The following is a 25,394-nucleotide window of genomic DNA, read 5'->3' on the forward strand; positions in this document are numbered from 1 at the left end:
AAGCAGCGTTCAGAGATTGCCGGTGTAATGCCAGCGGAGATAGCGCAACAGACGCAGCTGGCGGGTGATACGGCTCGGCTGAGACAGCAGGCGATACAGCCACTCCAGCCCCAGCGTCTGCCACATTTTGGGCGCGCGTTTCACATGACCGGTAAAGACATCGTAGGTGCCGCCCACCCCCATATATAAGGCCTGAGGATGAATCACCCGACAGTCGCGCATCAGGATTTCTTGTTTCGGCGATCCCATTGCCACGGTCACAATCTTCGCCCCGCTGGCATGGATGCGCTCAAACAGCGCCTGGCGCTGCTCAGGTTTAAAATAACCGTCCTGGCTACCGACAATATTGACGTTCCACTGCGCACGCAGTTTCGCTTCCGTCTGCGCCAGCACCTCCGGCTTACCGCCGACCAGAAAAACAGGCGTCCCTTCTTTACCGGCGCGCGCCATCAGCTCTTCCCAGAGATCGGCCCCGGCCACCCGTGAAACCTGCGCCTGGGGGAATTTCTTACGCACTGAGCGCACGACGCTAATGCCATCCGCATATTTAAACTCAGCGGCATCAATCAACGCCCTGACTTCCGGGTCATCTTCTGCGGTCAGCATTTTCTCAGCATTGATCGCCACCAGCGTACCCTGCTTCATTTGCCCATCGGCAAACAGGTAATTCAGCGCATGTTGCATATCGCGCCAGCCAATCAGCTGCAATCCACGAAGTGAATAGAGCGGCGCTGTCGTGTTATCCGTCATTATTATCCTTCAACCTGAGTCTGCGGCTGCGGTTTCGTCCGTTGATGGACCAACCCGGCACAATCGAAAAGCCAGAACAAAAGTTTTGCCACCAGCAGGCAGGCACCAAAAATCACGAGGAAAAAGACCACTCGCGAGACAAAAGAATCCAGCCCTTCTCGCGCCAGAACAATCATATTGAAGATGGCGCCAAAGCAGAAACTGTGCAAAATCGCCGCCTTATAGCGATTCGTCTCGCGGTTGCCAAGCTCATACAGCCAGTCAAACCATTTGATAATCAGCCCAACCGCGACCGCCCCCAGAGGGATAAACAGCGCGCCGCCCATCACCACCAGCGAACCAATCAACGTGGGGGAAATGGCGAGGCCAGAGTGGTTGTTCAGCACTTCCCAGGTAAAGTAGTTGGCTGAATTCAGCACAATGCCCGGACGCCCAGGCCACAGCCACGAAGGAATAAAGACATAAAAATCACGGACGATCGGCGCCAGTCCCTGGAAATCGATGTTGTCGTAGTTTTGCAACAGCAGCGCCAGGTTCTCCCACGGCGAGAAGGTATCGCGGGTCAGATACAGGAAAGTGTAAAACGCCTCATCGCCGCTCACGTTCAGCCCATAGCGCTTCAGCGCCAGCCAGAACATCCCGACAATTCCCAGCACACCCGCCGCCGCCAGCATCCACAGCGAGATCCAGCCACGAATAATGCCGATAAACAGGAAGATGGCAAACGCGATAATGATGTTAGCGCGCGTGCCGCCAACAATCATGTAGGTCAGCAGGCCAAACGCAACGGTACTCACCAGGAAAAACAGCCACGCTTTACTGTCCTGGCGCAGGAAGTAGATCACCAGCATCGCCGGAATAAAGAAGTAGAAGAAGCGTTTCAATGCCACGCCGGAGACTTCGCTGGAGAAGATCTGGCTGTAAGAGTGCAGCCGGAACAGCAGGAACCCATTGTGCATAAAGAAGATGCCAACGCTCACCAGTGCAATCCCCATCAGCATGACCCAGGTAAGGTGAGTCTCCACCCGGTTCATGGTAAATAGCGGCTTGCGCGGCACATCCGTCACGCGTTTACGTAAGCGGGTTTTATAGGTCACGTAATAAACGGCATAAAAACACGCAGCGGACAATAACGTCTGCAACAGGATTTCCGGCGGCGCCACGCCGACGTCAAAGCGGAACACCAGCACGCTGGTCAACGGGAAGCCGAAGAAAAAGGTCAGCAAAAACAGCAATGAAAAGAATACGTTGAAGTTAAAGCGCACGCGGCGAAACTCAAACCAGGTCAACGTGGCGATAAACAGCGTAGAGAGCAGCCAGACGACCAGTAACCCGCTAAATTGCATCAGGCTCATGCGGCGTCTCCTGCGGCAATGCGTAACGCGTTATGCCACGCTTCAAGGTAATTTGGGCTAAAGAAGGTGATCCCGCTTTTATCCACGGACGCCAGCTGCCGCTGCGCCTCACGAACCACGCCCTCATTAAGCGCGTCCGTCGTGAACAACACGGGCAGATGCTGTTCCGCCATATCCTGCCAGAACGGGTTCTCACGGTTAAGCACGCACGGGACACCGGCCTGGATAAGCAGACACAACGTGCCGATTCCCTGCTGACGGGCAAAGATGAAATACCCGAGGTCGCACTGGCGAAGCAGCGCCAGATAGGCATCGAATTCCAGTTTTTCGCTGAGGATGTGTAAATTTTCCGCACTGAACAGCGCCAGTCCCGCCTGACGGACTTCATCAATGTACGCGTCGTTATTGGCCGGATAGCCCATCGGCACGATCACATTTACCGTGTCGCCGAACTGCTGATACACCGCGCGTAACGCCGCAATATGTTCGTTACTGCGATCGCCGGAGTTACCCACCAGAACCGTCATTTTCCCTTCACGCGGACGATCGTTTGCCATGTTATTAAGCGAAGAGTCCATTCGCGTCGGGAAATAGAGCAGTTCACCACGCACGCGCGGGTGCTGACGGGCGAAATAGCTCAAATCGCCACGAGTAGCGAACACACAGCCCACTCGATTTTGCGCCATGCGGCGAACGGGGTAAAACAGACGGAATTTCAGCCCACGGGAAACTTCATACAGATCCGCGCCCCAGATGTGCCAGTAAAACTGCTCAGGTTTGATTCCGCCACTTAGCAGCGCCAGCCACAGGCTGGTATTGAACTGACCGTGGAAGAAGAAACGTTGCCGGCGATTGGCTTTCGCTTTGGCGATGACCGCCTCAGCCAGCGTTTTTTTCCCGGCGTAGAAACTCAGCGACAGAGCCGGGCAGCTTTCCCTGAGCCCCGCATCCTGACCTGCAACCATAAACACGCGCGCATGCTCGCTTGTCGCGGCCAGCGCATCATTGAAAAACCGCAGCACGGTTTGATTATGGTGAGGGATATCCGATCCCAGTACGTGAATCAGTACAGTCATGCCCGCCTACGCCAGAGTAAAAACACGCCACAACAGAGAGAGAAATAGACCACATAGGTGGCCATATACGCCTGTGCCGCCCCCAGCGCGCCATGCGCGGGGATCAGCCAGTGGGCGAATGCCGTCAACAAAATGAACTGGCTAATCTCAGCCAGAATATAAAACCGCAGCGACGCTTTTGCGATCACCAGATAGCCAAAAACGTACGCGCCCACTTTCAGCACATCGCCCACCAGTTGCCAGGCGAACAGATCGCGCATGGCGGTGAATTTGGCGGAAAAGAGCAGCCAGATGGCGAAATCACGCAGCAGCCAGACCGTAAAACTCGCCGCCGCCACCGCAGGCAGAACAAATTTCAGCGATTTCACCACTTCGCGCGTAATCGCCTGCTTTTCGGTCAGACGCGACAGCGTTGGCAATAAGTACACGCTAAACGAGGCGGTAATAAATTGTAGATAGGCATCGGAAATACTGCTTACGCCCTGCCAGATACCAACATCATCCCAGCTGTAATGCGCCGCCAGCAGGTTTCGCATCATCACATAAGCCACCGGTAGCGTGACGGACGTAATCAGCGCCATCAGCGTAAATTTGCTGAGCTGTCCGGCAAGCCCTTTATCCCACGACGGTTTCAGGTAGCTAAGCGGGATCGCGCCGCGTTTAATCAGCATAATCGCCGCCGGGATCACCACCAGCGCAGGCACCAGCGCCAGACCCAGCAGCGCACCTTCATAGCCGCCCAGACGGTAGCAGCCATAGTAGGCCACAACCCCCACCAGGCTCCCCACAATCAGCGACAGCGCATTCCCGGCAGCGTCACGAAACCCTTTCATCAGCGCCAGCAGCAGGTTCGCCCAGGCGATCCCCATCTGCACCAGCGCCACTAAACGCACCAGACCCTGGTAGTGGCTGTGCCCAAACAGCCCCTGGCTAATGGGGGCCGCCGCCAGCACGAAGACCAGCGCCAGTAGCGTGGAGAACCCCAGCACCATTGCGGATGAAGTGCCCACCACGTTACGCAACCGGGCAGGGTTATCATGATGCTGAGCGACATACTTCGTCACCCCGTTAAATATCCCGGCCCCGGCCAGCACGCCGAGCACGGTCACCATCTGGCGGAAGTTACCCGCCTGGCCGACGCCCGCAGGGCCAAACGACACCGCCAGCAGTTTTACGACCAGTAAGCCTGCGCCAATTTTCACCAGCGTACTGGCGGCCGTCCACAGGGACGCTTTCGCAAGCGACATATCAGGAGAAATAGTTCAGCAAGGTCGAGATCACCGTTCGCTGATTAACGGGAGACAGATTATAAAACAGCGGCAAGCGCAGCAGGCGCTCGCTCTCTTTGGTGGTGTACCGATCTTCGCCACGGAACTCGCCAAACTTGTCGCCTGCCGGACAATCATGTAGCGGGATGTAATGGAACACCGCCATGATTTCCGCTTCTTTCAGGAAGTTGATCAGCGCGCTGCGATCGGTAATATCCCGCAGTTTGATATAAAACATATGCGCGTTGTGCCTACAGTCGTCCGGGATAGAGGGCAGGTCAATACGTCCCGCGCGCGCCAGCGGCGCCAGCGCGTCATAGTAGGTCTGCCACAGCGCCAGACGCTGTTGATTGATGCGATCGGCCGCTTCCAGCTGCGCCCACAGATACGCCGCCTGGAGATCGGACATCAGATAGCTGGAGCCGATATCCCGCCAGGTGTATTTATCCACCTGTCCCCGGAAGAACTGGCTGCGATTGGTGCCTTTTTCACGGATGATTTCCGCCCGTTCAATCAGGGAACGGTCGTTAATCAGCGTCGCGCCGCCTTCACCACCTGCCGTGTAGTTTTTGGTTTCGTGAAAACTGAAGCAACCGATATGACCAATCGTCCCCAGCGCACGGCCTTTCCAGGTCGACATCACACCCTGCGCGGCATCTTCCACCACAAACAGATTATGACGCTTCGCAATCGCCATAATGGTGTCCATTTCGCAAGCGACGCCCGCGTAATGCACCGGAACAATGACGCGCGTCTTGTCGGTAATCGCCGCTTCAATCAGCGTTTCATCAATGTTCATGGTATCCGGGCGGATATCGACAAAAATGATTTTCGCCCCGCGCAGCACAAAGGCGTTGGCGGTAGAAACGAAGGTGTAGCTTGGCATAATGACTTCATCGCCCGGCTGGATGTCCAGCAGCAATGCCGCCATTTCAAGTGACGCCGTACAGGATGGCGTCAGCAACACTTTAGCGCTGCCAAAACGTTGCTCCAGCCACTGCTGGCAACGGCGCGTAAAGCCGCCATCTCCGCAAAGCTTGCCGCTTCCCAGCGCTGACTGCATGTAATCGAGTTCGGTTCCCACCACCGGCGGCGCGTTAAATGGAATCATTTTGTCACCTGTATAACCAGTACGCGGTGCTTTCTACGTTGCCACCGCTCTGTATATAACGTTTAAGCGCGGCGGTGTTGCCCATCTGGGTCGCCACCCGCAATGTTGTCTTTCCGCGAGACTGCGCCCACTCGAGCGCCGCCTGCATTAATTCTGCCCCTGCGCCACGCCCGGCCAACAGGCCGATGCGCGCATCGGTGTCGTTCAGTTCGCGCAGCGAGACAAACCCGCGAATATCGTTATTCGCCGCCCGGATAACCAGACACAGGTGATCGAAGGTGCCGCGCACGGCATTTTCAATCCACTGAGCATAAAAACGGGCGCTGGCGTCCGGCGCATACCACGGTGCGCGGAAACGGCTTTGCGCAAACGCGGCGGACGCCTGTTGACGTAACGCGGGAATATCGGCAATTTGTGCAATTTCCACGCCAGAAATACGTTCAACGCCAGCGACCGGCAGGCTGAAGTCGACTTCGCCTTCTACCAGCGAAAACCCCAACTGTTGCAGCGCATCTAATTCATCCGTACGCGCAGCAGAAATTTTCGCCTGCACGCGCGACCAGGGTTGCAATGCCTCTGGCGTTAACACCGGCGCGGCAGGGTTCACGCGAACAATAGCGCTATTGACGCCAAAGAACGTATTTTCCCACGTTAATGGTTCAATACTGGCGCGGACGGGCACGGAGTAGCTCCAGTAAATATTGGCCATAGCCGGTTTTCGCTAAAGAACTGGCGGCGCGTTTTACGCCCTCGTCATCCAGCCAGCCGTTACGCCAGGCGATCTCTTCCAGACAGGCAATTTTGAAGCCCTGGCGTTTTTCAACCGTCTGCACAAACGTGCTCGCTTCAATCAGGCTGTCATGGGTGCCGGTATCCAGCCACGCAAAGCCACGACCGAGCAACTCAACCGTCAGCTTGCCGTCATTAAGGTACATCTGATTAATGGACGTAATCTCCAGCTCACCGCGCTCGGAAGGCTTCACGCGCTTCGCGTACTCTACTACCTTGCTGTCGTAAAAATAGAGACCGGTCACCGCCCAGTTTGATTTCGGCTGTTTCGGCTTTTCTTCCAGCGAGACCGCGCGAAAATTGTCGTCGAACTCCACGACGCCAAAACGTTCCGGGTCCATAACCTGATAACCAAAAACGGTCGCCCCTTCGGTTTGCGCCGCCACATGACGCAACTTCGGGCTGAACCCCTGACCGAAGAAGATATTGTCGCCCAGTACAAGACAGGACGGCTCGCCGTTAAGGAATGTTTCACCAATGATAAAGGCCTGCGCCAGCCCATCCGGGCTGGGTTGTTCGGCATACTGCAACTCAATGCCAAACTCCGAACCATCGCCCAGCAGACGCTGAAAATAGTGCTTATCTTCCGGTGTGGTGATAATCAGGATTTCCCGGATACCCGCCAGCATCAGTACCGACAGCGGATAGTAGATCATCGGCTTGTCATAAATCGGCAGAAGCTGCTTTGACACGCCGCGCGTAATCGGATGCAGGCGGGTGCCAGAGCCGCCCGCCAGAATGATACCTTTCATGCGTTCCTCCTCCGGGTTTAGCCCTTCAGACCTAAACGTTCACCCTGATAGCTGCCATCCTGCACGGGCTTCCACCAGGCCTCATTCGCCAGATACCACTGCACGGTTTTCCGCATTCCGCTTTCAAAGGTTTCCTGCGGCGTCCAGCCGAGTTCACGCGCAATTTTCGCTGCGTCGATGGCATAGCGTAAATCATGGCCTGGACGGTCATCCACAAAAGCGATCAGGGAGCGATAATGCGCCACGCCCTGCGGTTTTTGTGGCGCAAGCTCTTCCAGCAGATCGCAAATCGTTTCCACAACCTCCAGATTCTTGCGCTCATTATGGCCGCCAATGTTATATGTCTCCCCCACTTCGCCCGCCGTCAGCACGCGATACAGCGCCCTGGCGTGATCTTCAACGTACAGCCAGTCGCGGATCTGTTGTCCATTGCCATACACCGGCAGCGGTTTACCCGCCAGCGCGTTCAGGATCATCAATGGGATCAGCTTTTCCGGGAAGTGGTAAGGGCCGTAATTATTGGAACAGTTAGTGACCAGCGTCGGCAGACCATAGGTACGCAACCACGCGCGCACCAGGTGATCGCTGCTGGCTTTCGAGGCGGAATAAGGACTGCTCGGCGCATACGGCGTGGTCTCAGTAAAGAAATCATCCGTGGAATGCAGATCGCCATACACCTCGTCAGTGGAGATATGGTGGAAACGAAACGCCGATTTTTTCTCATCATTGAGCGTCGCCCAGTAAGTCCGGGCCGCTTCCAGCAGCGTGTAGGTTCCCACGATATTGGTTTCAATAAACGCAGCCGGGCCGTCGATAGACCGGTCAACATGGCTTTCCGCCGCCAGATGCATCACGTAATCCGGCTGGTACTGCTGAAAAACGCGATCCAGCGATGCCCGATCGCAGATATCCACTCTCTCAAAGGCAAAGCGCTCATGCTGTGCAACTGGCGCCAGCGACATCAGGTTTCCGGCGTAGGTGAGCTTATCCACCACCACTACGGCGTCGGGGGTTTCATCAATGATGTGGCGCACAACGGCAGAGCCGATAAATCCCGCGCCGCCAGTGACCAGAATCCGTTTCATCAGCGCCAGACTCCTTTCGTATCCACAATGTAGCGTTGCCGCACGGCGTCGCCGTTAATCGCTTTAAACGGATGATGGTCAACCAGCATGACCAGCACATCCGCTTCCGCCAGCGCATTTTCCAGCGTGGCTAACGTGCAGCGACCTTCCAGTTTTTTCGGCAACTGATGAATATTAGGCTCTACCACCAGCGTTTCACCGGCATGCCATTGCGCAATCTCCTGCGCAATGCCCATCGCCGGGCTTTCACGCAGATCGTCAATATTCGGTTTAAACGCCAGACCAAAGCAGGCGATTTTGATGTCGCTGGCGCGCTTATTCGTTGCCGTCAGGCAATCCGCCACTGCGGCTTTCACCTGCGCCACTACCCAGTGTGGTTTACCGTCGTTCACTTCACGCGCGGTACGGATCAGTCGCGCCTGCTGCGGGTTTTGCGCCACGATAAACCACGGATCGACGGCGATGCAGTGGCCGCCCACGCCCGGCCCAGGCTGGAGAATATTCACGCGTGGATGACGATTCGCCAGACGAATCAGTTCCCAGACGTTAATCCCCTGATCGGCGCAAATCAGCGACAGCTCGTTCGCAAAGGCGATATTGACGTCACGGAAGCTGTTTTCCGTGAGCTTACACATTTCGGCGGTGCGGGAATTAGTCACCACACACTCGCCTTCAAGGAAAATCTTGTACAACTCGCTGGCACGCGCGGAACATACCGGCGTCATGCCGCCAATCACGCGATCATTCTTGATGAGCTCCACCATGACCTGACCTGGCAATACGCGCTCCGGGCAGTAGGCAATGTTCACATCAGCCTGTTCCCCCGCCTGCTGCGGGAAAGTCAGATCCGGGCGCATTTCCGCCAGCCATGCGGCCATTTGTTCTGTCGCGCCCACCGGCGAGGTGGATTCGAGGATGACCAGCGCGCCTTTTTTCAATACGGGAGCAATAGATTTCGCGGCCGCTTCGACATAAACCATATCGGGGTCGTGATCGCCCTTGAACGGCGTCGGCACGGCGATCAAGTACGCGTCGGCTGCTACCGGCGTTGTCGTTGCCCGGAGGAATCCTCCTTCAACCGCAGTTTTCACGACGCTATCCAGATCCGGCTCAACAATATGGATGGCTCCACGGTTGATGGTGTCCACCGCCTGCTGATTGATATCCACGCCAATAACGTGCTTTTGGCGAGAAGCAAAGGCCGCAGCCGTCGGCAACCCGATGTATCCCAGCCCAATAACAGAAATGGTCGTAAAACTCATAGCGATACCCGATTATTTTTTAACGCGTGTAAAATGCGGCCGCACGCCTGTCCGTCGCCATAAGGATTATGGGCGCGGCTCATGGTTTGATATTCATTTTCGTCGTGCAGCAAACGTGTGACTTCTTCCACAATACGGTGTGAATCGGTTCCCACCAGACGCACCGTGCCAGCGGTAACGGCTTCTGGCCGTTCCGTCATTTCGCGCATAACCAACACCGGTTTGCCTAATGACGGCGCCTCTTCCTGAATCCCGCCGGAATCGGTAAGGATCAGCCAGGCGTGGTTCATCAGCCAGACAAACGGCAGGTAATCCTGCGGCTCAATCAGTATCACATTTTCAACATGACCCAGGATGCGGTTAACCGGTTCGCTGACGTTGGGATTCAGGTGAACCGGATACACAATTTGTACATCCTGATTAGTAGCGGCTATCTCCGCCAGCGCATGACAGATTTGCTCAAACCCCCGGCCAAAGCTCTCACGGCGATGTCCGGTCACCAGGATCATTTTTTTATCGTCACACAGGAAAGGATACCGCTTTGCCAGTTCGGCGCGTAGCGTATCGCTGGCCAGTACGCGATCGCGCACCCAGATCAGCGCATCAATCACGGTATTGCCGGTGACAAAGATGTGGTTATCAGGGATCTGTTCCCGCAGTAAATTCTGCCGTGAATTTTCCGTCGGCGCAAAATGGTACATCGCCAGGCGACCGGTCAAGGTGCGGTTCGCCTCTTCAGGCCAGGGGGAGTAGAGATCGCCGGTTCGCAGCCCGGCCTCTACATGACCGACAGGAATACGCTGGTAGAAAGCCGCCAGACTGGTGGCGAGAGTGGTTGTCGTATCGCCATGCACCAATACGACATCAGGTTTAAAATCGGCAAGAATCGGTTTTAATCCTTCCAGGATTCGACAGGTAATCTCTGTCAGCCCCTGACCCGGCTGCATAATATTGAGATCGTAGTCAGGCACAATAGAAAAGAGATTCAAAACCTGATCGAGCATCTCCCGATGCTGCGCAGTAACGCAGACTTTTGCCTCAAAATGAGGGTCCTTTGCCAGCGCATGAACCAGAGGCGCCATCTTAATGGCCTCCGGTCGCGTGCCAAATACAGTCAGTACTTTCACATCGATTCTCTTCGAATAGGCAGTGAGGGCCTAACCCCTCACTGCTGAGATGTTGCTAAATCGCTCGACGGCGGGTTAATGCGACGCCAGCCCCGATCAGCGCCCCAACAATGCCCCACATAACCATCAGGAAAGCACGGCGCGGGCTATCGCGTTTTACCGGTTCTTCCGGCGTGCGCAAATAACGATAGGTCTGGAAACGCGGGTCCAGCGTCGGCCCCACGTTCAGCGTGTTCAACATGGCCCGGTTTTGATCATAGTCCAGATCGAATGCCGGACCGACAGCCTGAAGGTTTTCAAGACGCGCTTGTAGCATAGGGCGGCCAAGCAAAAACAGCTCAGAGTCGGGTAATTCATCGGCAGGAACATCGGTAGCCGTACGAGAAATATTATGCTGCTCGGCAATTTTGAGCGCCTGTTCAATGCTATGAACACGACGAGAGAAAATGCTTTTTGCCACCTCTTCCTGGCGTTTAACCTGCGCTTTCATCTGGATAGTCCGCGCGGCCCATGCGCCTTTTAACTCATCATTCAGATGGCTCGCCGCACGCTGGCTGGCAAACGCCACATACTGGCGAAGCAGGTTGTTGGCATCGGGCGCCGTTTCCGCAATCAGCTTCACGCTATCATTGGTGTTGCGAGTGAAATCGCCTGGCGTGAACTGAATGTTATTGATCATTTCATCCAGCATCGCGGCATCGGCTTTGCTGTTGCCGACCATGCGCTGCTTGTAATAATCGGTCTGTAGCCAGAAATCGCGACGCGTATCCCAGGACGCCAGTTGCATGACGAACTCTTTATACGCTTCATCCATTACCGAAGGCTGATCGGCCGGCGCGAGGCTGGCTTTGATATCAAGGTTGCGCAAAAACTGCTGTTGGGAGTAATAGCCGCCCAGCATATTGACGGTGGGGCGGTCGGAAATCGCCGTTGCGCTCCACTCCTGACGGGCAAAAAACGTATACGCTAACGCAATCAGCGCAAAAGCCAGCCCTGTTCCCACAATCCATAGCTTCCCAGCCCACAAGGTACGAAACAACCCACGAATATCCAGTTCATTTTCAGCGCTCACGGCGTGTGCCCCCGGTAATGGTTGTGTCATCGCATCCTCAATTTACTTGGTTATCGTTGGATTGTTATCACGGTTTCTGCGTAGTCTGCGCTTCACGCGCTTAATAAATCGCGCCACCTTCCAGGCACGCTTAATGCAGTAACCGTAAAGGAAGAATGCTAGCAAAAAGAGCACCAACATGACCCATTCTGGAACAAAATGGGAATATTCTGCGGCAACGCCAATGGAAGCCAGAATCGCAGCGGCGAGCGTAATGAGAACAAATGCCTGTCGGGAAGTAAACCCTGCACGCATGATCAAATGATGAATATGCTGGCGATCGGGAGAAAAGGGGCTCATGCCCTTACGCAGGCGACGATACATAATCGCCACCATGTCCATTAATGGAATCGCAATAATCCACAGCGCAGTAACCGGGCTGATAGGATGCGTTTTACCCTGCGTGGTTTCCAGCAGGATCCAGATAACCGTGAAGCCAATCAGCGTACTGCCCGCATCGCCCATAAAGACTTTATAACGACGCCCCAGAACACCAAGGTTTAACATGATATAGGGCAGAATCGCGGCGATCATGGCGAAACACCATACCGCCAGACTCGTCTGCCCATCAAACCACAGAATCAGCCCCATTGCGGCAAATGAGACGCTGGACAGCCCGCCAAGTAAGCCATCAATACCATCAACCATATTGAAAGCATTGATCGCCGCCCAGACGGCAAAGAGCGTGAGGAAATAGCCAAAGGGGCCGAGCACCAATTCCCAGGGACCGAAAATATACCCCAGGCTACTGAGATGGAGTTTCCCTATCACCATCATGACAACAGCAATAGCGGCCTGTACCACAGCGCGAATTTTCACGCTAATGTCAAAACGATCATCCAATGCGCCGACCAAAACCAGCACACCAGCAGAAAAAAGGTATAACGATGCGTGCGGAATATAGTAATCCGAGAGAGCAAACATAAAGCTGATTCCTGCGAACACAGAAATCCCGCCAACCAAAGGAACCACCCCCTGGTGCCGTTTACGAAAATTGGGTTTATCCACTAAACCTATCTTGATGGCTACTTTTCGCGCAAGAAAAATAAAAATGGTTGTGAATAAAAAAATACTGATTAGCTCAGATAAAGCAGCGAGTAAATTCACAGTGTATGTGCTCTCAGCATATATCATTTCCTTAAAGTATAATGCGTTACGTCTGTCTCTAGAAGAGAGCATTCAGAACATTACACTTTCGACCACTCGTAGTTTATACAGCCCACAGCAATTCCACATAATGAATGTGATGATGACTTGTTTATTTGACTAACAGATCAGATAAATCGCAAAAGAAAAACGCCACGTAAAAACGTGGCGTTTTCGGTATCAGCCGGACTTACGAGCGCTTCATCATGTCAAAGAAGTCGTCGTTGGTCTTGGTCATTGCCAGCTTGTTAATGAGGAATTCCATCGCGTCGATTTCACCCATCGGATGGATGATTTTGCGCAGGATCCACATTTTCTGTAGCTCTTCCTGAGTGGTGAGCAGCTCTTCTTTACGCGTACCGGAACGGTTGTAGTCGATAGCCGGGAAGACGCGTTTTTCAGCGATCTTACGGGAGAGGTGCAGCTCCATGTTACCGGTGCCTTTAAACTCTTCGTAGATCACTTCATCCATCTTAGAACCGGTGTCGATCAGCGCCGTTGCGATAATGGTCAGGCTGCCGCCCTCTTCCACGTTACGCGCCGCGCCGAAGAAACGCTTCGGACGGTGCAGGGCGTTGGCGTCCACACCACCGGTCAGGACTTTACCGGAAGCCGGAACCACGGTGTTGTAGGCGCGAGCCAGACGAGTGATGGAATCGAGCAGAATGATGACGTCTTTTTTGTGTTCAACCAGACGCTTCGCCTTCTCGATTACCATTTCAGCAACCTGAACGTGACGGGATGCCGGTTCGTCGAAGGTGGAAGCAACCACTTCACCTTTTACCAGACGCTGCATTTCGGTCACTTCTTCTGGACGTTCGTCGATCAGCAGCACCATCAGTACGCAGTCAGGATGGTTGTAAGCAATGCTCTGCGCGATGTTCTGCAACAGCATAGTTTTACCCGCTTTCGGCGGTGCGACGATCAGACCACGCTGACCACGGCCAATCGGGGAAGCCAGATCCAGTACGCGAGCCGTTAAATCTTCAGTAGAACCGTTACCACGTTCCATACGCAGACGTGAGTTCGCGTGCAGCGGCGTTAAGTTCTCAAAGAGGATTTTATTACGGGCGTTTTCAGGTTTGTCGTAGTTAACTTCGTTAACTTTCAACAGCGCAAAGTAACGTTCGCCTTCTTTTGGCGGGCGAATCTTACCAGAAATGGTGTCACCAGTGCGGAGGTTGAAACGGCGGATTTGGCTGGGAGAAACGTAGATGTCATCAGGACCGGCGAGGTAGGAGCTGTCTGCAGAGCGGAGGAAACCAAATCCATCCTGCAATATCTCCAGCACACCGTCACCAAAGATATCTTCGCCACTCTTTGCGTGCTGCTTCAGGATGGCAAAAATAATGTCCTGCTTGCGCATACGAGCCAGGTTTTCCAGCCCCATATTTTCGCCGAGAGTGATCAGCTCAGAAACCGGCGTATTCTTTAATTCGGTAAGATTCATAATGGTGTGAGTTCTTAAACTTGGGGTAAATCTCGAACTTAATGTTGTGAATGGTATGGCAGGATCATCCATGCCTGTTTACGGCCACCAACTCATGTCTGTTCGCTGTCTGGTCACAGGAAAGTACACAGAACTGAAACGACAAGACGGATTGAGTGACAAGCCAGGAATCTGTTCACTTCTCGCGCGAGAAAAAACGGGAAGCGTTGGAAAAAACAAGACTCAAACTTAATAAGGTATGTTTAATACGAAGTCAACACTAAGTTAGCACGACTCAAGCCGGGCGTCCAGTCATCCGAATAATTTAGGATGCTGGTCACCCGAACATGAAACTTCCGTCTTACGCCAGGTTGGCGTCGAGGAACTCTTTCAGCTGACCTTTGGACAGTGCGCCCACTTTGGTTGCTGCGACTTCACCGTTTTTGAACAACAGCAGGGTCGGGATGCCACGGATACCATACTTCGGCGCGGTGCCTGGGTTTTGGTCGATGTTCAGTTTAGCAACCGTCAATTTGCCCTGATATTCGTCAGCGATTTCATCCAGAATCGGGGCGATCATTTTGCACGGTCCGCACCACTCTGCCCAGAAATCAACGAGGATAGCCCCGTCCGCTTTGAGTACATCCGTGTCAAAACTGTCGTCAGTCAGGTGAATAATTTTATCGCTCATAATAACTCCACAGGAATAAGCCTGGTGTGTTGGTTTCGCCTTCATCAACGACGTGTTGATGTCGCATTAACCAACTAAAGGTTGACTTTATTTCACCGGATACGCTTTCGTAAAGCAATAGTAAGCTGATATTCTACCACACTATGAGCAAAACACATTTAACAGAACAGAAGTTTTCCGACTTCGCCCTGCACCCAAAGGTGATAGAAGCCCTTGAAAACAAAGGGTTTCATAATTGTACGCCCATTCAGGCATTGGCCCTCCCGCTAACGCTGGCGGGTCGTGATGTCGCAGGGCAGGCGCAAACCGGAACCGGAAAAACGATGGCGTTCCTGACGTCTTCGTTTCATTATCTTCTCTCTCATCCCGCGATTGACGATCGCAAGGTGAACCAGCCGCGCGCCTTAATTATGGCGCCGACGCGTGAGTTGGCCGTGCAGATCCACGCCGATGCGGAACCGCTGGCGCAGACCACCGGCCTGAAATTAGGCCTGGCCTACGGCGGTGACGGCTACGACAAACAGCTGAAAGTGCTGGAAAGCGGCGTCGATATTCTGATCGGCACTACGGGTCGTCTGATCGACTACGCGAAACAAAACCACATTAACCTCGGCGCCATTCAGGTCGTCGTATTGGATGAAGCCGATCGCATGTACGATCTGGGCTTTATTAAAGACATCCGCTGGCTGTTCCGCCGCATGCCGCCGGCCAATCAGCGTCTGAACATGCTGTTCTCCGCAACCCTCTCTTACCGTGTTCGCGAACTGGCGTTCGAGCAGATGAACAACGCCGAATATGTTGAAGTGGAACCGGAACAAAAGACAGGCCACCGTATTAAAGAAGAGCTCTTCTACCCTTCTAACGAAGAGAAGATGCGTTTGCTGCAAACGCTGATCGAAGAAGAGTGGCCGGATCGCGCCATTGTTTTCGCCAATACCAAGCACCGCTGCGAAGACATCTGGGGGCATCTGGCAGCTGACGGTCATCGTGTCGGCCTGTTGACCGGCGACGTTGCGCAGAAAAAACGTCTGCGTATTCTCGACGAGTTTACCCGTGGCGATCTCGATATCCTCGTCGCAACCGACGTTGCCGCGCGCGGTCTGCACATTCCGGCCGTAACGCACGTCTTTAACTATGACCTGCCGGATGACTGCGAAGACTACGTTCACCGTATCGGACGTACGGGTCGCGCAGGAGCGAGCGGTCACTCTATCAGCCTGGCCTGTGAAGAGTACGCGCTGAACCTGCCTGCCATTGAGGCTTATATTGGTCACTCTATCCCGGTCAGCAAATATAACCCGGAAGCGCTGATGACCAATTTGCCGAAGCCGTTGCGCCTGACGCGCTCGCGCCCAGGCAATGGACCGCGTCGCACCGGCGCGCCGCGTAATCGTCGTCGTTCAGGTTAACGTAATATATGCTCACTTCCACTTCGCTGTATGCCGCAATTGATCTCGGTTCCAATAGTTTTCATATGCTGGTTGTACGCGAGGTGGCTGGAAGCATCCAGACGCTCACGCGAATTAAGCGCAAGGTGCGTCTGGCTGCGGGCCTGAACAGTGATAATTCGCTTTCCGCTGAAGCGATGGAGCGCGGCTGGCAATGTCTGCGCCTTTTCGCTGAACGCCTACAGGATATTCCTCAACCGCAAATCTGCGTCGTCGCCACGGCAACGCTGCGTCTCGCCGTCAATGCGGGCGAGTTTATCGCCAAAGCGCAGGAGATCCTCGGTTGCCCTGTCCAGGTCATTAGCGGCGAAGAAGAAGCGCGGCTGATTTATCAGGGTGTTGCCCATACCACCGGCGGCGCCGATCAGCGTCTGGTGGTCGATATTGGCGGCGCCAGCACCGAACTGGTCACCGGAACCGGCGCACAAACCACCTCTTTGTTTAGCCTGTCAATGGGCTGCGTCACCTGGCTTGAACGCTACTTTACCGATCGCAATCTGGCGCAAGAAAACTTCGATGAAGCGGAAAAAGCCGCGCGTGAAGTGCTGCGTCCGGTCGCCGATGAGCTACGCAAGCATGGCTGGAAAGTCTGCGTAGGCGCGTCTGGCACCGTCCAGGCGTTGCAGGAAATCATGATGGCGCAGGGCATGGATGAGCGCATCACATTGGCGAAACTTCAACAGCTGAAGCAACGCGCAATTCATTGCGGCCGTCTGGAAGAGCTGGAAATTGAAGGGTTAACGCTGGAACGCGCGCTGGTATTCCCCAGCGGCCTGGCCATTCTGATCGCGATTTTCACCGAACTGGACATCCAGTGTATGACGCTTGCGGGCGGAGCGCTGCGCGAAGGGTTGGTGTATGGCATGCTGCATCTGGCGGTGGATCAGGATATTCGCAGCCGCACGCTGCGTAACATTCAGCGTCGGTTTATGGTCGATACCGAACAGGCGCATCGCGTAGCGGATCTGGCGGTAAACTTTCTCGATCAGGTGGAAGATAAGTGGCATCTTGAGCCGATCAGTCGCGAACTCCTGACCAGTGCCTGTCAGCTGCATGAAATCGGCCTGAGCGTTGATTTTAAACAGGCGCCGCAGCACGCGGCTTATCTGGTGCGTAATCTGGATTTACCGGGATTCACCCCCGCGCAAAAGAAGCTGTTAGCCACCCTGTTGTTAAATCAGACCAACCCGATCGACCTCTCTTCCCTCCACCAGCAGAATGCGGTGCCGCCGCGCGTCGCTGAACATCTTTGTCGCCTGTTGCGTCTGGCGATCATTTTTGCCAGCCGTCGCCGTGACGATCTGGTGCCACAGATTACGTTGCAGGCGCAGGATGAGAATCTGACGTTAACCTTGCCGCAAGGGTGGCTGGAGCATCACCCGCTGGGTAAAGAGTTGATCGATCAGGAAAGCCAGTGGCAAAGCTATGTCCACTGGCCTTTGGACGTTCATTAGATGCTGGCTGCCGGATGGCGCTTACGCTTATCCGGCCTGGAAAATACCTACTTCGCTTTTGCTTTCGCCATCATGGCGCGGATATTGGCTATGCTGGCCTGCCCTTTCTGCATCCGCTCCTCAGCCGTTACCACTTTACGCTCCTGCTCCCAGATAAGATCGTCCTGCGGCAGTTCCAGCAAAAAGCGGCTTGGTTCCGGGCGCACCAGTTCGCCGTACTGACGACGCTCTTTGCACAGCGTGAAGATCAGCTCTTTCTGCGCGCGGGTGATCCCCACATAGGCCAGACGGCGCTCCTCATCGATATTGTCTTCGTCAATGCTGCTCTGGTGCGGCAGGAATCCTTCTTCCATTCCCACCATAAACACGTACGGGAACTCCAGCCCTTTCGAGGCATGCAGCGTCATGAGCTGTACCTGATCCAACTCTTCTTCACTTTCGCCACGCTCCATCATGTCGCGCAGCGTAAAGCGCGTCACCACCTGGGTGAGCGTCATGGGTTCGTCAAGTTCATTACCTTCAAGCATTTCGGTCATCCAGCTAAACAGCTGGTTGACGTTCTTCATGCGCATTTCCGCCGCTTTTGGGCTCGGCGAAGTCTCATACAACCAGGATTCGTAATCAATACCGTGGATGAGATCGCGCACGGCGGCAATCGGCTCACGCTCCGCCAGACGCTGAATTTCCCCCAGCCAATGGGTGAAGCGGGTCAGTGAATCATAGCCGCGCCCGGTCAGCGTCTGGTTCAGCCCCACATCAAAACTGGCGGTAAACAGACTCTTGTTGCGCGCCATCGCCCATTCGCCCAGCTTTTGCAGCGTGGCCGGGCCGATTTCTCGTTTTGGCGTATTCACAATCCGCAGGAAAGCGCTGTCATCATCCGGGTTGGTCAGTACGCGCAGATAGGCCAGCAGGTCTTTAATCTCCGGGCGGGAGAAGAACGACGTGCCGCCAGAAATTTTGTAGGGAATACGGTTCTGCATAAGGAATTTTTCAAACACCCGCGACTGGTGGTTCCCGCGATACAGAATGGCGTAATCTTTGTATTCAGTCTTATTCACAAAGTGATGGGCAATCAGCTCGCCGGTAACGCGTTCGGCCTCGTGCTCTTCATTGTTCGCGCTCAGCACCTTGAGTTCCGCGCCATAGCCCAGTTCAGAAAAGAGGCGTTTTTCAAAGACGTGAGGGTTATTGGCAATCAGGATATTCGCCGCTTTCAGAATGCGCCCGGAGGAACGATAGTTCTGCTCCAGCTTGATCACCTGTAGCGCCGGGAAATCCTTACTCAACAACACCAGGTTTTGCGGACGCGCGCCGCGCCAGGAGTAGATCGACTGGTCATCATCACCCACCACCGTAAAGCGCGCGCGGCTTCCTACCAGCAGCTTCACCAGTTCATACTGACTGGTGTTGGTATCCTGGTATTCATCCACCAGCAGATAGCGAATCCTGTTCTGCCAGCGCTCACGCACCTCTTCATTACGCTGTAGCAGCAGCGTCGGCAATAGAATCAGGTCATCAAAATCGAGCACATTGCAGGCCTTCAGATGTGCATCGTACAGACCATAACAGTGAGCGAAGATACGGTCGCGCTCCCCTTTTGCGCTTGCCGCCGCCTGAGCGGGCGTCATCAGATCGTTTTTCCAGTTAGAGATCGTCGAGATCAGCTGTTGCAAGATAACTTTGTCATCTTCAATCAGACCGTCAGTTAGCTCTTTCAGCAATGCGACCTGATCGGTATCGTCAAACAGCGAAAAGTTCGATTTCATCCCCAACGCCGCATATTCACGTTTGATGATATCCAGCCCCAGCGTATGGAAAGTGGAGATCATCAGCCCGCGCGCCTCTTTACGCCCCAGCGTTTGCCCGACACGCTCTTTCATTTCACGCGCCGCTTTATTGGTAAAGGTCACTGCCGCAATATGGCGCGCCTGATAGCCGCAACCACGAATCAGATGGGCGATTTTATTGGTAATAACGCGAGTCTTACCAGAACCCGCGCCCGCCAGCACCAGGCAGGGGCCGGTGACGAATTCGACAGCGTGTTGTTGGCCGGGGTTTAAACGCATGGGAATATTGCTCAATCTTCGAACGGGGGAAGGATTGTAGCAGAAAGCAGGGCCGAGGGAGTAACAGGCTGCCCTTTCAGACAGCCTAAAAAGCGTTAATCAGGAGGCGCTGGCGGCAAGCGGCGTATAGCCGTTGCGTTTTGCGCTCAGGACCCAGCTGTACGATCCCATAATCGCAATCGCCGTTAGCAGGACATACTCCAGCGACATCGCATAGACGCCCTGTACCGCGTAAATCACCACGCTAATGACGTCAATAAGCACCCACAGCAGCCAGTTTTCCACATATTTGCGAGTCATCAGCACCATCGCCGCGATCGACAGCACCAGCATGGTGGAATCCCAGAACGGGAACGCGTCCGGCTGTAGCTCTGGCATCGCCACCTGAACTCCTACCGTTTGCAGCATCCCGAGCATAATATGGGTCAGCATGGCGAACACCGGGTCGATAAACCGCGTCATCAGCAGGATGGCGACAATACACACACCACTCAGCACCAGCGTTTGCTGGCGGGAGAGCCAGCGCACCTTCAGCGCCGCCTCTTGCGCCTCATTCTGACGGCTCCACGCATACCAGCCATAGATATTGGCGGCAAAGAAGAACACCTGAAGCAGCAGGCTGGCATATAGCTGAATCTGGAAAAAGATCGCGGCAAACAGGGTGACGTTAATCAGACCAAACAGGTAATTGATGATTTTTTCCCGGCTGGCGCACCAGATGCACAATAAACCAAAGACCGTGCCGATAGCCTCAATCCACGACAGCGCATACCCGCCTTCGCCGAGAGGAATGTTGACCATCACATTGTTAATACTGAAAAAGTCCATCATTGCTCTCCTTGCTGGCTATCGAAATAAATGGCCTGTAGCGCCAGGGAAATCTGACGTTCTTCACCCCGCAGGCACAGCGTTTCCTGTTGAACATAATCATTAATACTGCTGTCCAGACAGCCGTTGTGGGCAACGACCACGTTCAGCAACGACGCCGTACGCAGCCCACGTAATGCGCCGACCACCATCAGCGCCGCCGTTTCCATATCCGCCCCGAGAATGCCGCGCGCTGACCATTCCGCATCCAGTTCAGCTTCACGATCGGTATAAAAGCTGTCGTGGCTGCGCACCAGCCCGCAAATCGCAGGAATGTTCATCTGCTTCGCCTGCTGGATCAACGTGGCGATAAGCTGCGGGTCTGCGCAGGCCGGATAGCAGGCTGGCGCGTAGGTTTTGCTGGTGCCGTCATCGGCGACCGCACCGTTGGCGATAATCAGATCACCCAGCGCCAGCGTATCCTGCAATGCCCCACAGCTACCGATGCGAATCAGCGTGTCCACGCCAATCTGCCGTAACTCTTCAATGGCAATGGCCGTTGATGGCCCGCCGATTCCCGTCGACAGCACCAGAATCTCAATCCCTTTATATGTGCCGCGCGCCGCCCGAAATTCCCGGTTTTGCCCCAGTATCTCAGGGTTATCAAGAAAGTGGGCGACCCTGTCCACCCGCTCGGGATCGCCGGGCAATAGCGCATACCGCGCACCGGTCATGCTATTGCTTAATCGAATATGGGGTTGCATCTTCTGTCTCCTTACTGTGCTGAGGGACTCAGATCTCCGCCTCCTGTTTCAGTTTTTCAGGGGCTAATAAGACGATCCGCTCACCGTCGGTATCAATAATTTTCAGCGATTTCAGATCGTGCAAAATACGGTTGATACTGCGCGTCGTCGCCGCAAATTCCTGACTGAGATTTTGTTTATCCAGCAAAATCGTGGTCGATTCATCATGTTGATATCGCTGCCATAATGCCTGGCAAACCCGTTGATACAGCGAGTACAAATTGTCGCTGCTGGCCTTTTTCGACAACTGATAATATTGCTGGCTGAAAAAGCGCAGCATCCGCTGGTTAAAATGGTTATCCAGCGCCAGCCAGCGATGAAAATCCGCCTGCGGCAGGCTTAACAACTGAACGCTGCCAACCGCCATCACCGAACAGATGTAATGCCGCGACTCAAAAATCTCCAGCTCGCCCAGCATGTCGCCTTTGCGGTAATGTGCCTGCCGATAACGGCGCCCGTCTTCAGCTTCGTAAAAGACATCCACCTCACCGGAAACAATCAGCGAGAATTGCCGACAAATGTCGCCCTGACGGCAAATCAGCGCTCCGCGAGGTATTTCCTCAACGCGCCAGCGCTGCATGATGTCCAGAGGGCAATATTTGAGCAGCTCATACAGCTGCGGATCGCGTACGATTTGGGTTAGCCCTGTCAGCCAGTCACCTGAAAATTCTGCGTTTTTCATTGAGCTCATGTTATCTCTCTCCTGAGATGGAAAGACAGGACGGCTGTCCTGTTGCAGAGGGAATATGTCTGATAAAAGTGTCGTTCATCTCCCGGTTCATTAAACCCGGCGGGACATCTGTCCTGCGATGGCGAAGAGTATATGTCCGACGCCCTAAGGAATGATAAAGTGGCGGGCAACCTTTGAGACATGAGAGCGAAATAATGGCGAAAACCGCAGCAGCACTGCATATCCTGGTAAAAGAAGAGAAGCTGGCGCTGGATCTTCTGGAACAAATCAAGAATGGCGCCGACTTTGGCAAACTGGCGAAAAAGCACTCTATCTGCCCGTCAGGCAAAAGAGGCGGTGACTTAGGTGAGTTTCGTCAGGGCCAGATGGTTCCGGCGTTCGACAAAGTGGTCTTCTCCTGCCCGGTGCTGGAGCCAACCGGCCCACTGCACACCCAGTTCGGATACCACATCATTAAGGTGCTGTATCGCAACTAATAAAAAGCCCGGTGAGTATAAACACCGGGCTTTTTTGCCGGATGGCGCTAACGCTTACCCGGCCTACGAAATAATGGCTTTTTGTAGGTCGGGTAAGCGTTAGCGCCACCCGACAACCTGTTTAACCAGCTACCGCAATGCGTTTCATATCAGTCATATAGCCACGCAGTTTCTGGCCCACTTTCTCAATAGCGTGGCCACGAATCGCTTCGTTCACATCACGCAGCTGTGCGTTGTCAACCGCGCCTTCAGCAATCGCTTTACCCAGATCGCCCGGTTGAATTTCAGTCATGAACGCTTTCAGCAACGGTACGCAAGCGTAAGAGAACAGGTAGTTGCCGTACTCGGCGGTGTCAGAGATAACCACGTTCATTTCATACAGACGCTTACGGGCGATGGTGTTGGCGATCAGCGGCAGTTCGTGCAGTGACTCATAGTACGCAGACTCTTCGATGATGCCGGAATCCACCATGGTTTCGAATGCCAGCTCAACGCCCGCTTTCACCATCGCGATCATCAGTACGCCTTTATCGAAGTACTCCTGCTCACCGATTTTACCTTCATACTGCGGCGCGGTTTCGAATGCGGTTTTACCGGTCTCTTCACGCCAGGTCAGCAGTTTCTTATCGTCGTTCGCCCAGTCCGCCATCATACCGGAGGAGAATTCACCGGAGATGATGTCGTCCATGTGTTTCTGGAACAGCGGCGCCATGATGGTTTTCAGCTGTTCAGACAGCGCATAAGCACGCAGTTTTGCCGGATTGGACAGACGATCCATCATCAGCGTAATGCCGCCCTGCTTCAGCGCTTCGGTGATAGTTTCCCAGCCGTACTGAATCAGTTTTTCCGCATATGCCGGGTCAGTACCTTCTTCCACCAGCTTATCGAAGCACAGCAGAGAACCCGCTTGCAGCATACCGCACAGGATGGTCTGCTCGCCCATCAGGTCAGATTTCACTTCCGCCACGAAGGAGGACTCCAGCACACCCGCACGATGACCGCCAGTTGCCGCCGCCCATGCTTTGGCAATCGCCATCCCTTCGCCTTTCGGATCGTTTTCCGGGTGAACGGCGATCAGCGTCGGTACACCGAAACCACGTTTGTACTCTTCACGGACTTCAGTACCCGGGCACTTCGGCGCCACCATCACCACGGTGATATCTTTGCGGATCTGCTCGCCCACTTCCACGATGTTGAAACCGTGGGAGTAACCCAGCGCCGCGCCGTCTTTCATCAGAGGTTGTACGGAACGCACCACGTCGGAGTGCTGTTTGTCCGGCGTCAGGTTAACCACCAGATCAGCCTGCGGGATCAGCTCTTCGTAAGTCCCCACTTTGAAGCCGTTTTCGGTCGCTTTACGCCAGGAAGCACGTTTCTCGGCAATCGCCTCTTTACGCAGGGCGTAGGCGATATCCAGACCGGAGTCACGCATGTTCAGGCCCTGGTTCAGCCCCTGAGCGCCACAGCCGACGATGACCACTTTTTTACCCTGAAGGTAGCTCGCGCCATCGGCAAATTCATCGCGGCCCATAAAGCGACATTTACCCAGTTGCGCCAACTGCTGGCGCAGATTCAGTGTATTAAAGTAGTTAGCCATATCTGTAACTCCGTGATGTTGTGTCGTGCTTATTGTTCGGTTCGCTTGCCGTGTCTGTGCAAGAGAGAATGAACTCACTATATGACAGGAAATTTATTGCGGAAATTGATATATTCACAACATCACATTGCAATTTCTGCAACGTAGACATCGGGAGTAAAGCCAGTGGATTTACGCGATCTGAAAACCTTCCTGCATCTGGCGGAAAGTCGCCATTTTGGCCGCAGCGCGCGGGCAATGCACGTTAGCCCTTCCACGCTCTCCCGGCAGATTCAACGCCTCGAAGAGGATCTCGGTCAGCCGCTGTTCATTCGCGATAACCGTACCGTTACGCTCACCGAAGCGGGAGAAGAGCTGCGAACGTTCGCCCAGCAAACGCTGTTGCAGTATCAGCAGTTACGCCACACCATCGACCAACAAGGCCCGTCGCTGTCGGGCGAGCTGCATATCTTCTGCTCGGTCACTGCCGCTTATAGCCATCTGCCGCCCATTCTTGACCGTTTCCGGGCGGAGCATCCCTCTGTGGAAATCAAACTCACCACCGGCGATGCCGCCGATGCGATGGAAAAAGTGGTGACGGGCGAGGCGGATCTGGCGATTGCTGGTAAACCGGAAACCCTGCCCGGCGCGGTCGCGTTTTCAATGCTGGAGAATCTGGCGGTGGTGCTGATAGCTCCCGCATTGCCTTGCCCGGTGCGAAATCAGGTCTCAGTGGATAAACCCGACTGGTCAACGGTGCCGTTTATCATGGCCGATCAAGGCCCGGTGCGTCGCCGTATTGAGCTGTGGTTCCGCCGTCAGAAAATCAGCAATCCGTCGATATACGCAACGGTCGGTGGACATGAAGCGATGGTGTCGATGGTCGCGCTCGGCTGCGGCGTGGCACTGCTGCCGGAAGTGGTATTGGAAAATAGCCCTGAACCCGTGCGTAACCGCGTGATGATCCTGGAGCGCAGCGACGAGAAAACGCCGTTTGAGCTGGGCGTTTGCGCACAAAAAAAGCGGCTGCATGAGCCGCTTATTGATGCGTTCTGGAACATTCTGCCCAACCACTAGCCGGATGGCGGCGCAAGCGCCTTATCCGGCCTACGGCTCAA

General features: G+C 54.5%; 24 protein-coding genes. 4 read left to right on the plus strand and 20 right to left on the minus strand.

Annotated elements, in window-relative coordinates:
- Positions 1–9 precede the first annotated feature (9 nt).
- From wecG to trxA, 15 genes are all read right to left on the minus strand, one after another.
- A complete protein-coding gene (gene wecG / locus OGV83_RS03890) occupies positions 10–750 on the minus strand; it encodes a lipopolysaccharide N-acetylmannosaminouronosyltransferase (RefSeq protein ID WP_012131145.1) in 741 nt (246 codons plus the stop codon).
- A gap of 2 nt (positions 751–752) precedes the next feature.
- Positions 753–2,105 (minus strand): ECA oligosaccharide polymerase, encoded by a 1,353-nt coding sequence (wzyE, locus tag OGV83_RS03895; protein WP_286463173.1) that lies wholly within the window; start codon positions 2,103–2,105, stop codon positions 753–755.
- Positions 2,102–3,181 (minus strand): TDP-N-acetylfucosamine:lipid II N-acetylfucosaminyltransferase, encoded by a 1,080-nt coding sequence (locus OGV83_RS03900; RefSeq protein WP_058668338.1) that lies wholly within the window; start codon positions 3,179–3,181, stop codon positions 2,102–2,104. Before OGV83_RS03900 ends, wzyE begins: the two co-directional genes overlap by 4 nt.
- The gene (gene wzxE, locus OGV83_RS03905) at positions 3,178–4,428 is read right to left on the minus strand and encodes a lipid III flippase WzxE (protein ID WP_060816125.1); all 1,251 of its coding nucleotides are present in this window, start codon (positions 4,426–4,428) and stop codon (positions 3,178–3,180) included. Before wzxE ends, OGV83_RS03900 begins: the two co-directional genes overlap by 4 nt.
- 1 nt (position 4,429) lies before the next feature.
- Positions 4,430–5,560, minus strand: coding sequence for a dTDP-4-amino-4,6-dideoxygalactose transaminase (rffA, locus tag OGV83_RS03910; protein ID WP_049009039.1), 1,131 nt, complete (start codon positions 5,558–5,560; stop codon positions 4,430–4,432).
- 4 nt (positions 5,561–5,564) lie between these two features.
- Entirely contained in the window at positions 5,565–6,242 is a 678-nt protein-coding gene (gene rffC / locus OGV83_RS03915) for a dTDP-4-amino-4,6-dideoxy-D-galactose acyltransferase (RefSeq protein WP_071258132.1), read from the minus strand.
- Entirely contained in the window at positions 6,220–7,101 is an 882-nt protein-coding gene (gene rfbA / locus OGV83_RS03920; RefSeq protein WP_071258130.1) for a glucose-1-phosphate thymidylyltransferase RfbA, read from the minus strand. The genes rffC and rfbA overlap by 23 nt, the downstream gene beginning before the upstream one ends.
- A 17-nt stretch (positions 7,102–7,118) precedes the next feature.
- Entirely contained in the window at positions 7,119–8,186 is a 1,068-nt protein-coding gene (rffG, locus tag OGV83_RS03925) for a dTDP-glucose 4,6-dehydratase (RefSeq protein WP_047460017.1), read from the minus strand.
- Positions 8,186–9,448 carry a UDP-N-acetyl-D-mannosamine dehydrogenase gene (gene wecC / locus OGV83_RS03930; protein WP_012131137.1) on the minus strand — a complete coding sequence of 421 codons (1,263 nt, stop codon included), beginning with the start codon at positions 9,446–9,448 and terminating at the stop codon, positions 8,186–8,188. The genes rffG and wecC overlap by 1 nt, the downstream gene beginning before the upstream one ends.
- Positions 9,445–10,575, minus strand: a complete 1,131-nt coding sequence (gene wecB, locus OGV83_RS03935; RefSeq protein WP_012131136.1) for a non-hydrolyzing UDP-N-acetylglucosamine 2-epimerase — start codon at positions 10,573–10,575, stop codon at positions 9,445–9,447. Before wecB ends, wecC begins: the two co-directional genes overlap by 4 nt.
- 55 nt (positions 10,576–10,630) lie before the next feature.
- The gene (gene wzzE / locus OGV83_RS03940) at positions 10,631–11,677 is read right to left on the minus strand and encodes an ECA polysaccharide chain length modulation protein (RefSeq protein WP_049009048.1); all 1,047 of its coding nucleotides are present in this window, start codon (positions 11,675–11,677) and stop codon (positions 10,631–10,633) included.
- Between the two features lie 12 nt (positions 11,678–11,689).
- Positions 11,690–12,793: a UDP-N-acetylglucosamine--undecaprenyl-phosphate N-acetylglucosaminephosphotransferase gene (wecA, locus tag OGV83_RS03945; protein ID WP_024130098.1), complete on the minus strand. Its 1,104-nt coding sequence runs from the start codon at positions 12,791–12,793 to the stop codon at positions 11,690–11,692.
- A gap of 229 nt (positions 12,794–13,022) precedes the next feature.
- Positions 13,023–14,282 (minus strand): transcription termination factor Rho, encoded by a 1,260-nt coding sequence (gene rho / locus OGV83_RS03950; RefSeq protein ID WP_002437993.1) that lies wholly within the window; start codon positions 14,280–14,282, stop codon positions 13,023–13,025.
- A 78-nt stretch (positions 14,283–14,360) separates the two neighbouring features.
- On the minus strand, positions 14,361–14,453 hold the full coding sequence (locus tag OGV83_RS03955; protein WP_223849128.1) for a rho operon leader peptide: 93 nt from the start codon (positions 14,451–14,453) through the stop codon (positions 14,361–14,363).
- Positions 14,454–14,622: 169 nt separating this feature from the next.
- Entirely contained in the window at positions 14,623–14,952 is a 330-nt protein-coding gene (gene trxA, locus OGV83_RS03960; RefSeq protein ID WP_001280776.1) for a thioredoxin TrxA, read from the minus strand.
- A 143-nt stretch (positions 14,953–15,095) separates the two neighbouring features.
- Here trxA and rhlB point away from each other — a divergent pair, with 143 nt between their 5' ends.
- A complete protein-coding gene (gene rhlB, locus OGV83_RS03965; protein ID WP_012131132.1) occupies positions 15,096–16,361 on the plus strand; it encodes an ATP-dependent RNA helicase RhlB in 1,266 nt (421 codons plus the stop codon).
- Positions 16,362–16,369: 8 nt separating this feature from the next.
- Positions 16,370–17,854: a guanosine-5'-triphosphate,3'-diphosphate diphosphatase gene (gppA, locus tag OGV83_RS03970; RefSeq protein WP_012131131.1), complete on the plus strand. Its 1,485-nt coding sequence runs from the start codon at positions 16,370–16,372 to the stop codon at positions 17,852–17,854.
- A 47-nt stretch (positions 17,855–17,901) separates the two neighbouring features.
- On the opposite strand, the gene rep is transcribed toward gppA, so the two are convergent.
- The 4 genes from rep to OGV83_RS03990 form a co-directional block, all read right to left on the minus strand.
- Complete coding sequence (gene rep / locus OGV83_RS03975; RefSeq protein WP_047460028.1) at positions 17,902–19,923, minus strand: DNA helicase Rep; 2,022 nt, start codon at positions 19,921–19,923, stop codon at positions 17,902–17,904.
- Between the two features lie 99 nt (positions 19,924–20,022).
- Positions 20,023–20,751: a nicotinamide riboside transporter PnuC gene (gene pnuC, locus OGV83_RS03980; RefSeq protein WP_047460031.1), complete on the minus strand. Its 729-nt coding sequence runs from the start codon at positions 20,749–20,751 to the stop codon at positions 20,023–20,025.
- On the minus strand, positions 20,751–21,494 hold the full coding sequence (locus OGV83_RS03985; protein WP_286463175.1) for a nucleoside phosphorylase: 744 nt from the start codon (positions 21,492–21,494) through the stop codon (positions 20,751–20,753). The genes pnuC and OGV83_RS03985 overlap by 1 nt, the downstream gene beginning before the upstream one ends.
- Positions 21,495–21,522: 28 nt before the next feature.
- Positions 21,523–22,224, minus strand: a complete 702-nt coding sequence (locus OGV83_RS03990; RefSeq protein WP_024130094.1) for a Crp/Fnr family transcriptional regulator — start codon at positions 22,222–22,224, stop codon at positions 21,523–21,525.
- 194 nt (positions 22,225–22,418) lie between these two features.
- Here OGV83_RS03990 and ppiC point away from each other — a divergent pair, with 194 nt between their 5' ends.
- Positions 22,419–22,700 carry a peptidylprolyl isomerase PpiC gene (ppiC, locus tag OGV83_RS03995; RefSeq protein ID WP_001140251.1) on the plus strand — a complete coding sequence of 94 codons (282 nt, stop codon included), beginning with the start codon at positions 22,419–22,421 and terminating at the stop codon, positions 22,698–22,700.
- A gap of 121 nt (positions 22,701–22,821) precedes the next feature.
- On the opposite strand, the gene ilvC is transcribed toward ppiC, so the two are convergent.
- Positions 22,822–24,297, minus strand: a complete 1,476-nt coding sequence (ilvC, locus tag OGV83_RS04000) for a ketol-acid reductoisomerase (protein WP_012131124.1) — start codon at positions 24,295–24,297, stop codon at positions 22,822–22,824.
- Positions 24,298–24,462: 165 nt separating this feature from the next.
- On the opposite strand from ilvC, the gene ilvY reads away from it, so the two are divergent.
- Positions 24,463–25,353 carry an HTH-type transcriptional activator IlvY gene (gene ilvY / locus OGV83_RS04005; protein ID WP_024130093.1) on the plus strand — a complete coding sequence of 297 codons (891 nt, stop codon included), beginning with the start codon at positions 24,463–24,465 and terminating at the stop codon, positions 25,351–25,353.
- Positions 25,354–25,394 lie beyond the last annotated feature (41 nt).

It is taken from the genome of Citrobacter sp. CK189, assembly GCF_030333505.1.
Classification (GTDB): Bacteria; Pseudomonadota; Gammaproteobacteria; order Enterobacterales; family Enterobacteriaceae; genus Citrobacter_B; species Citrobacter_B koseri.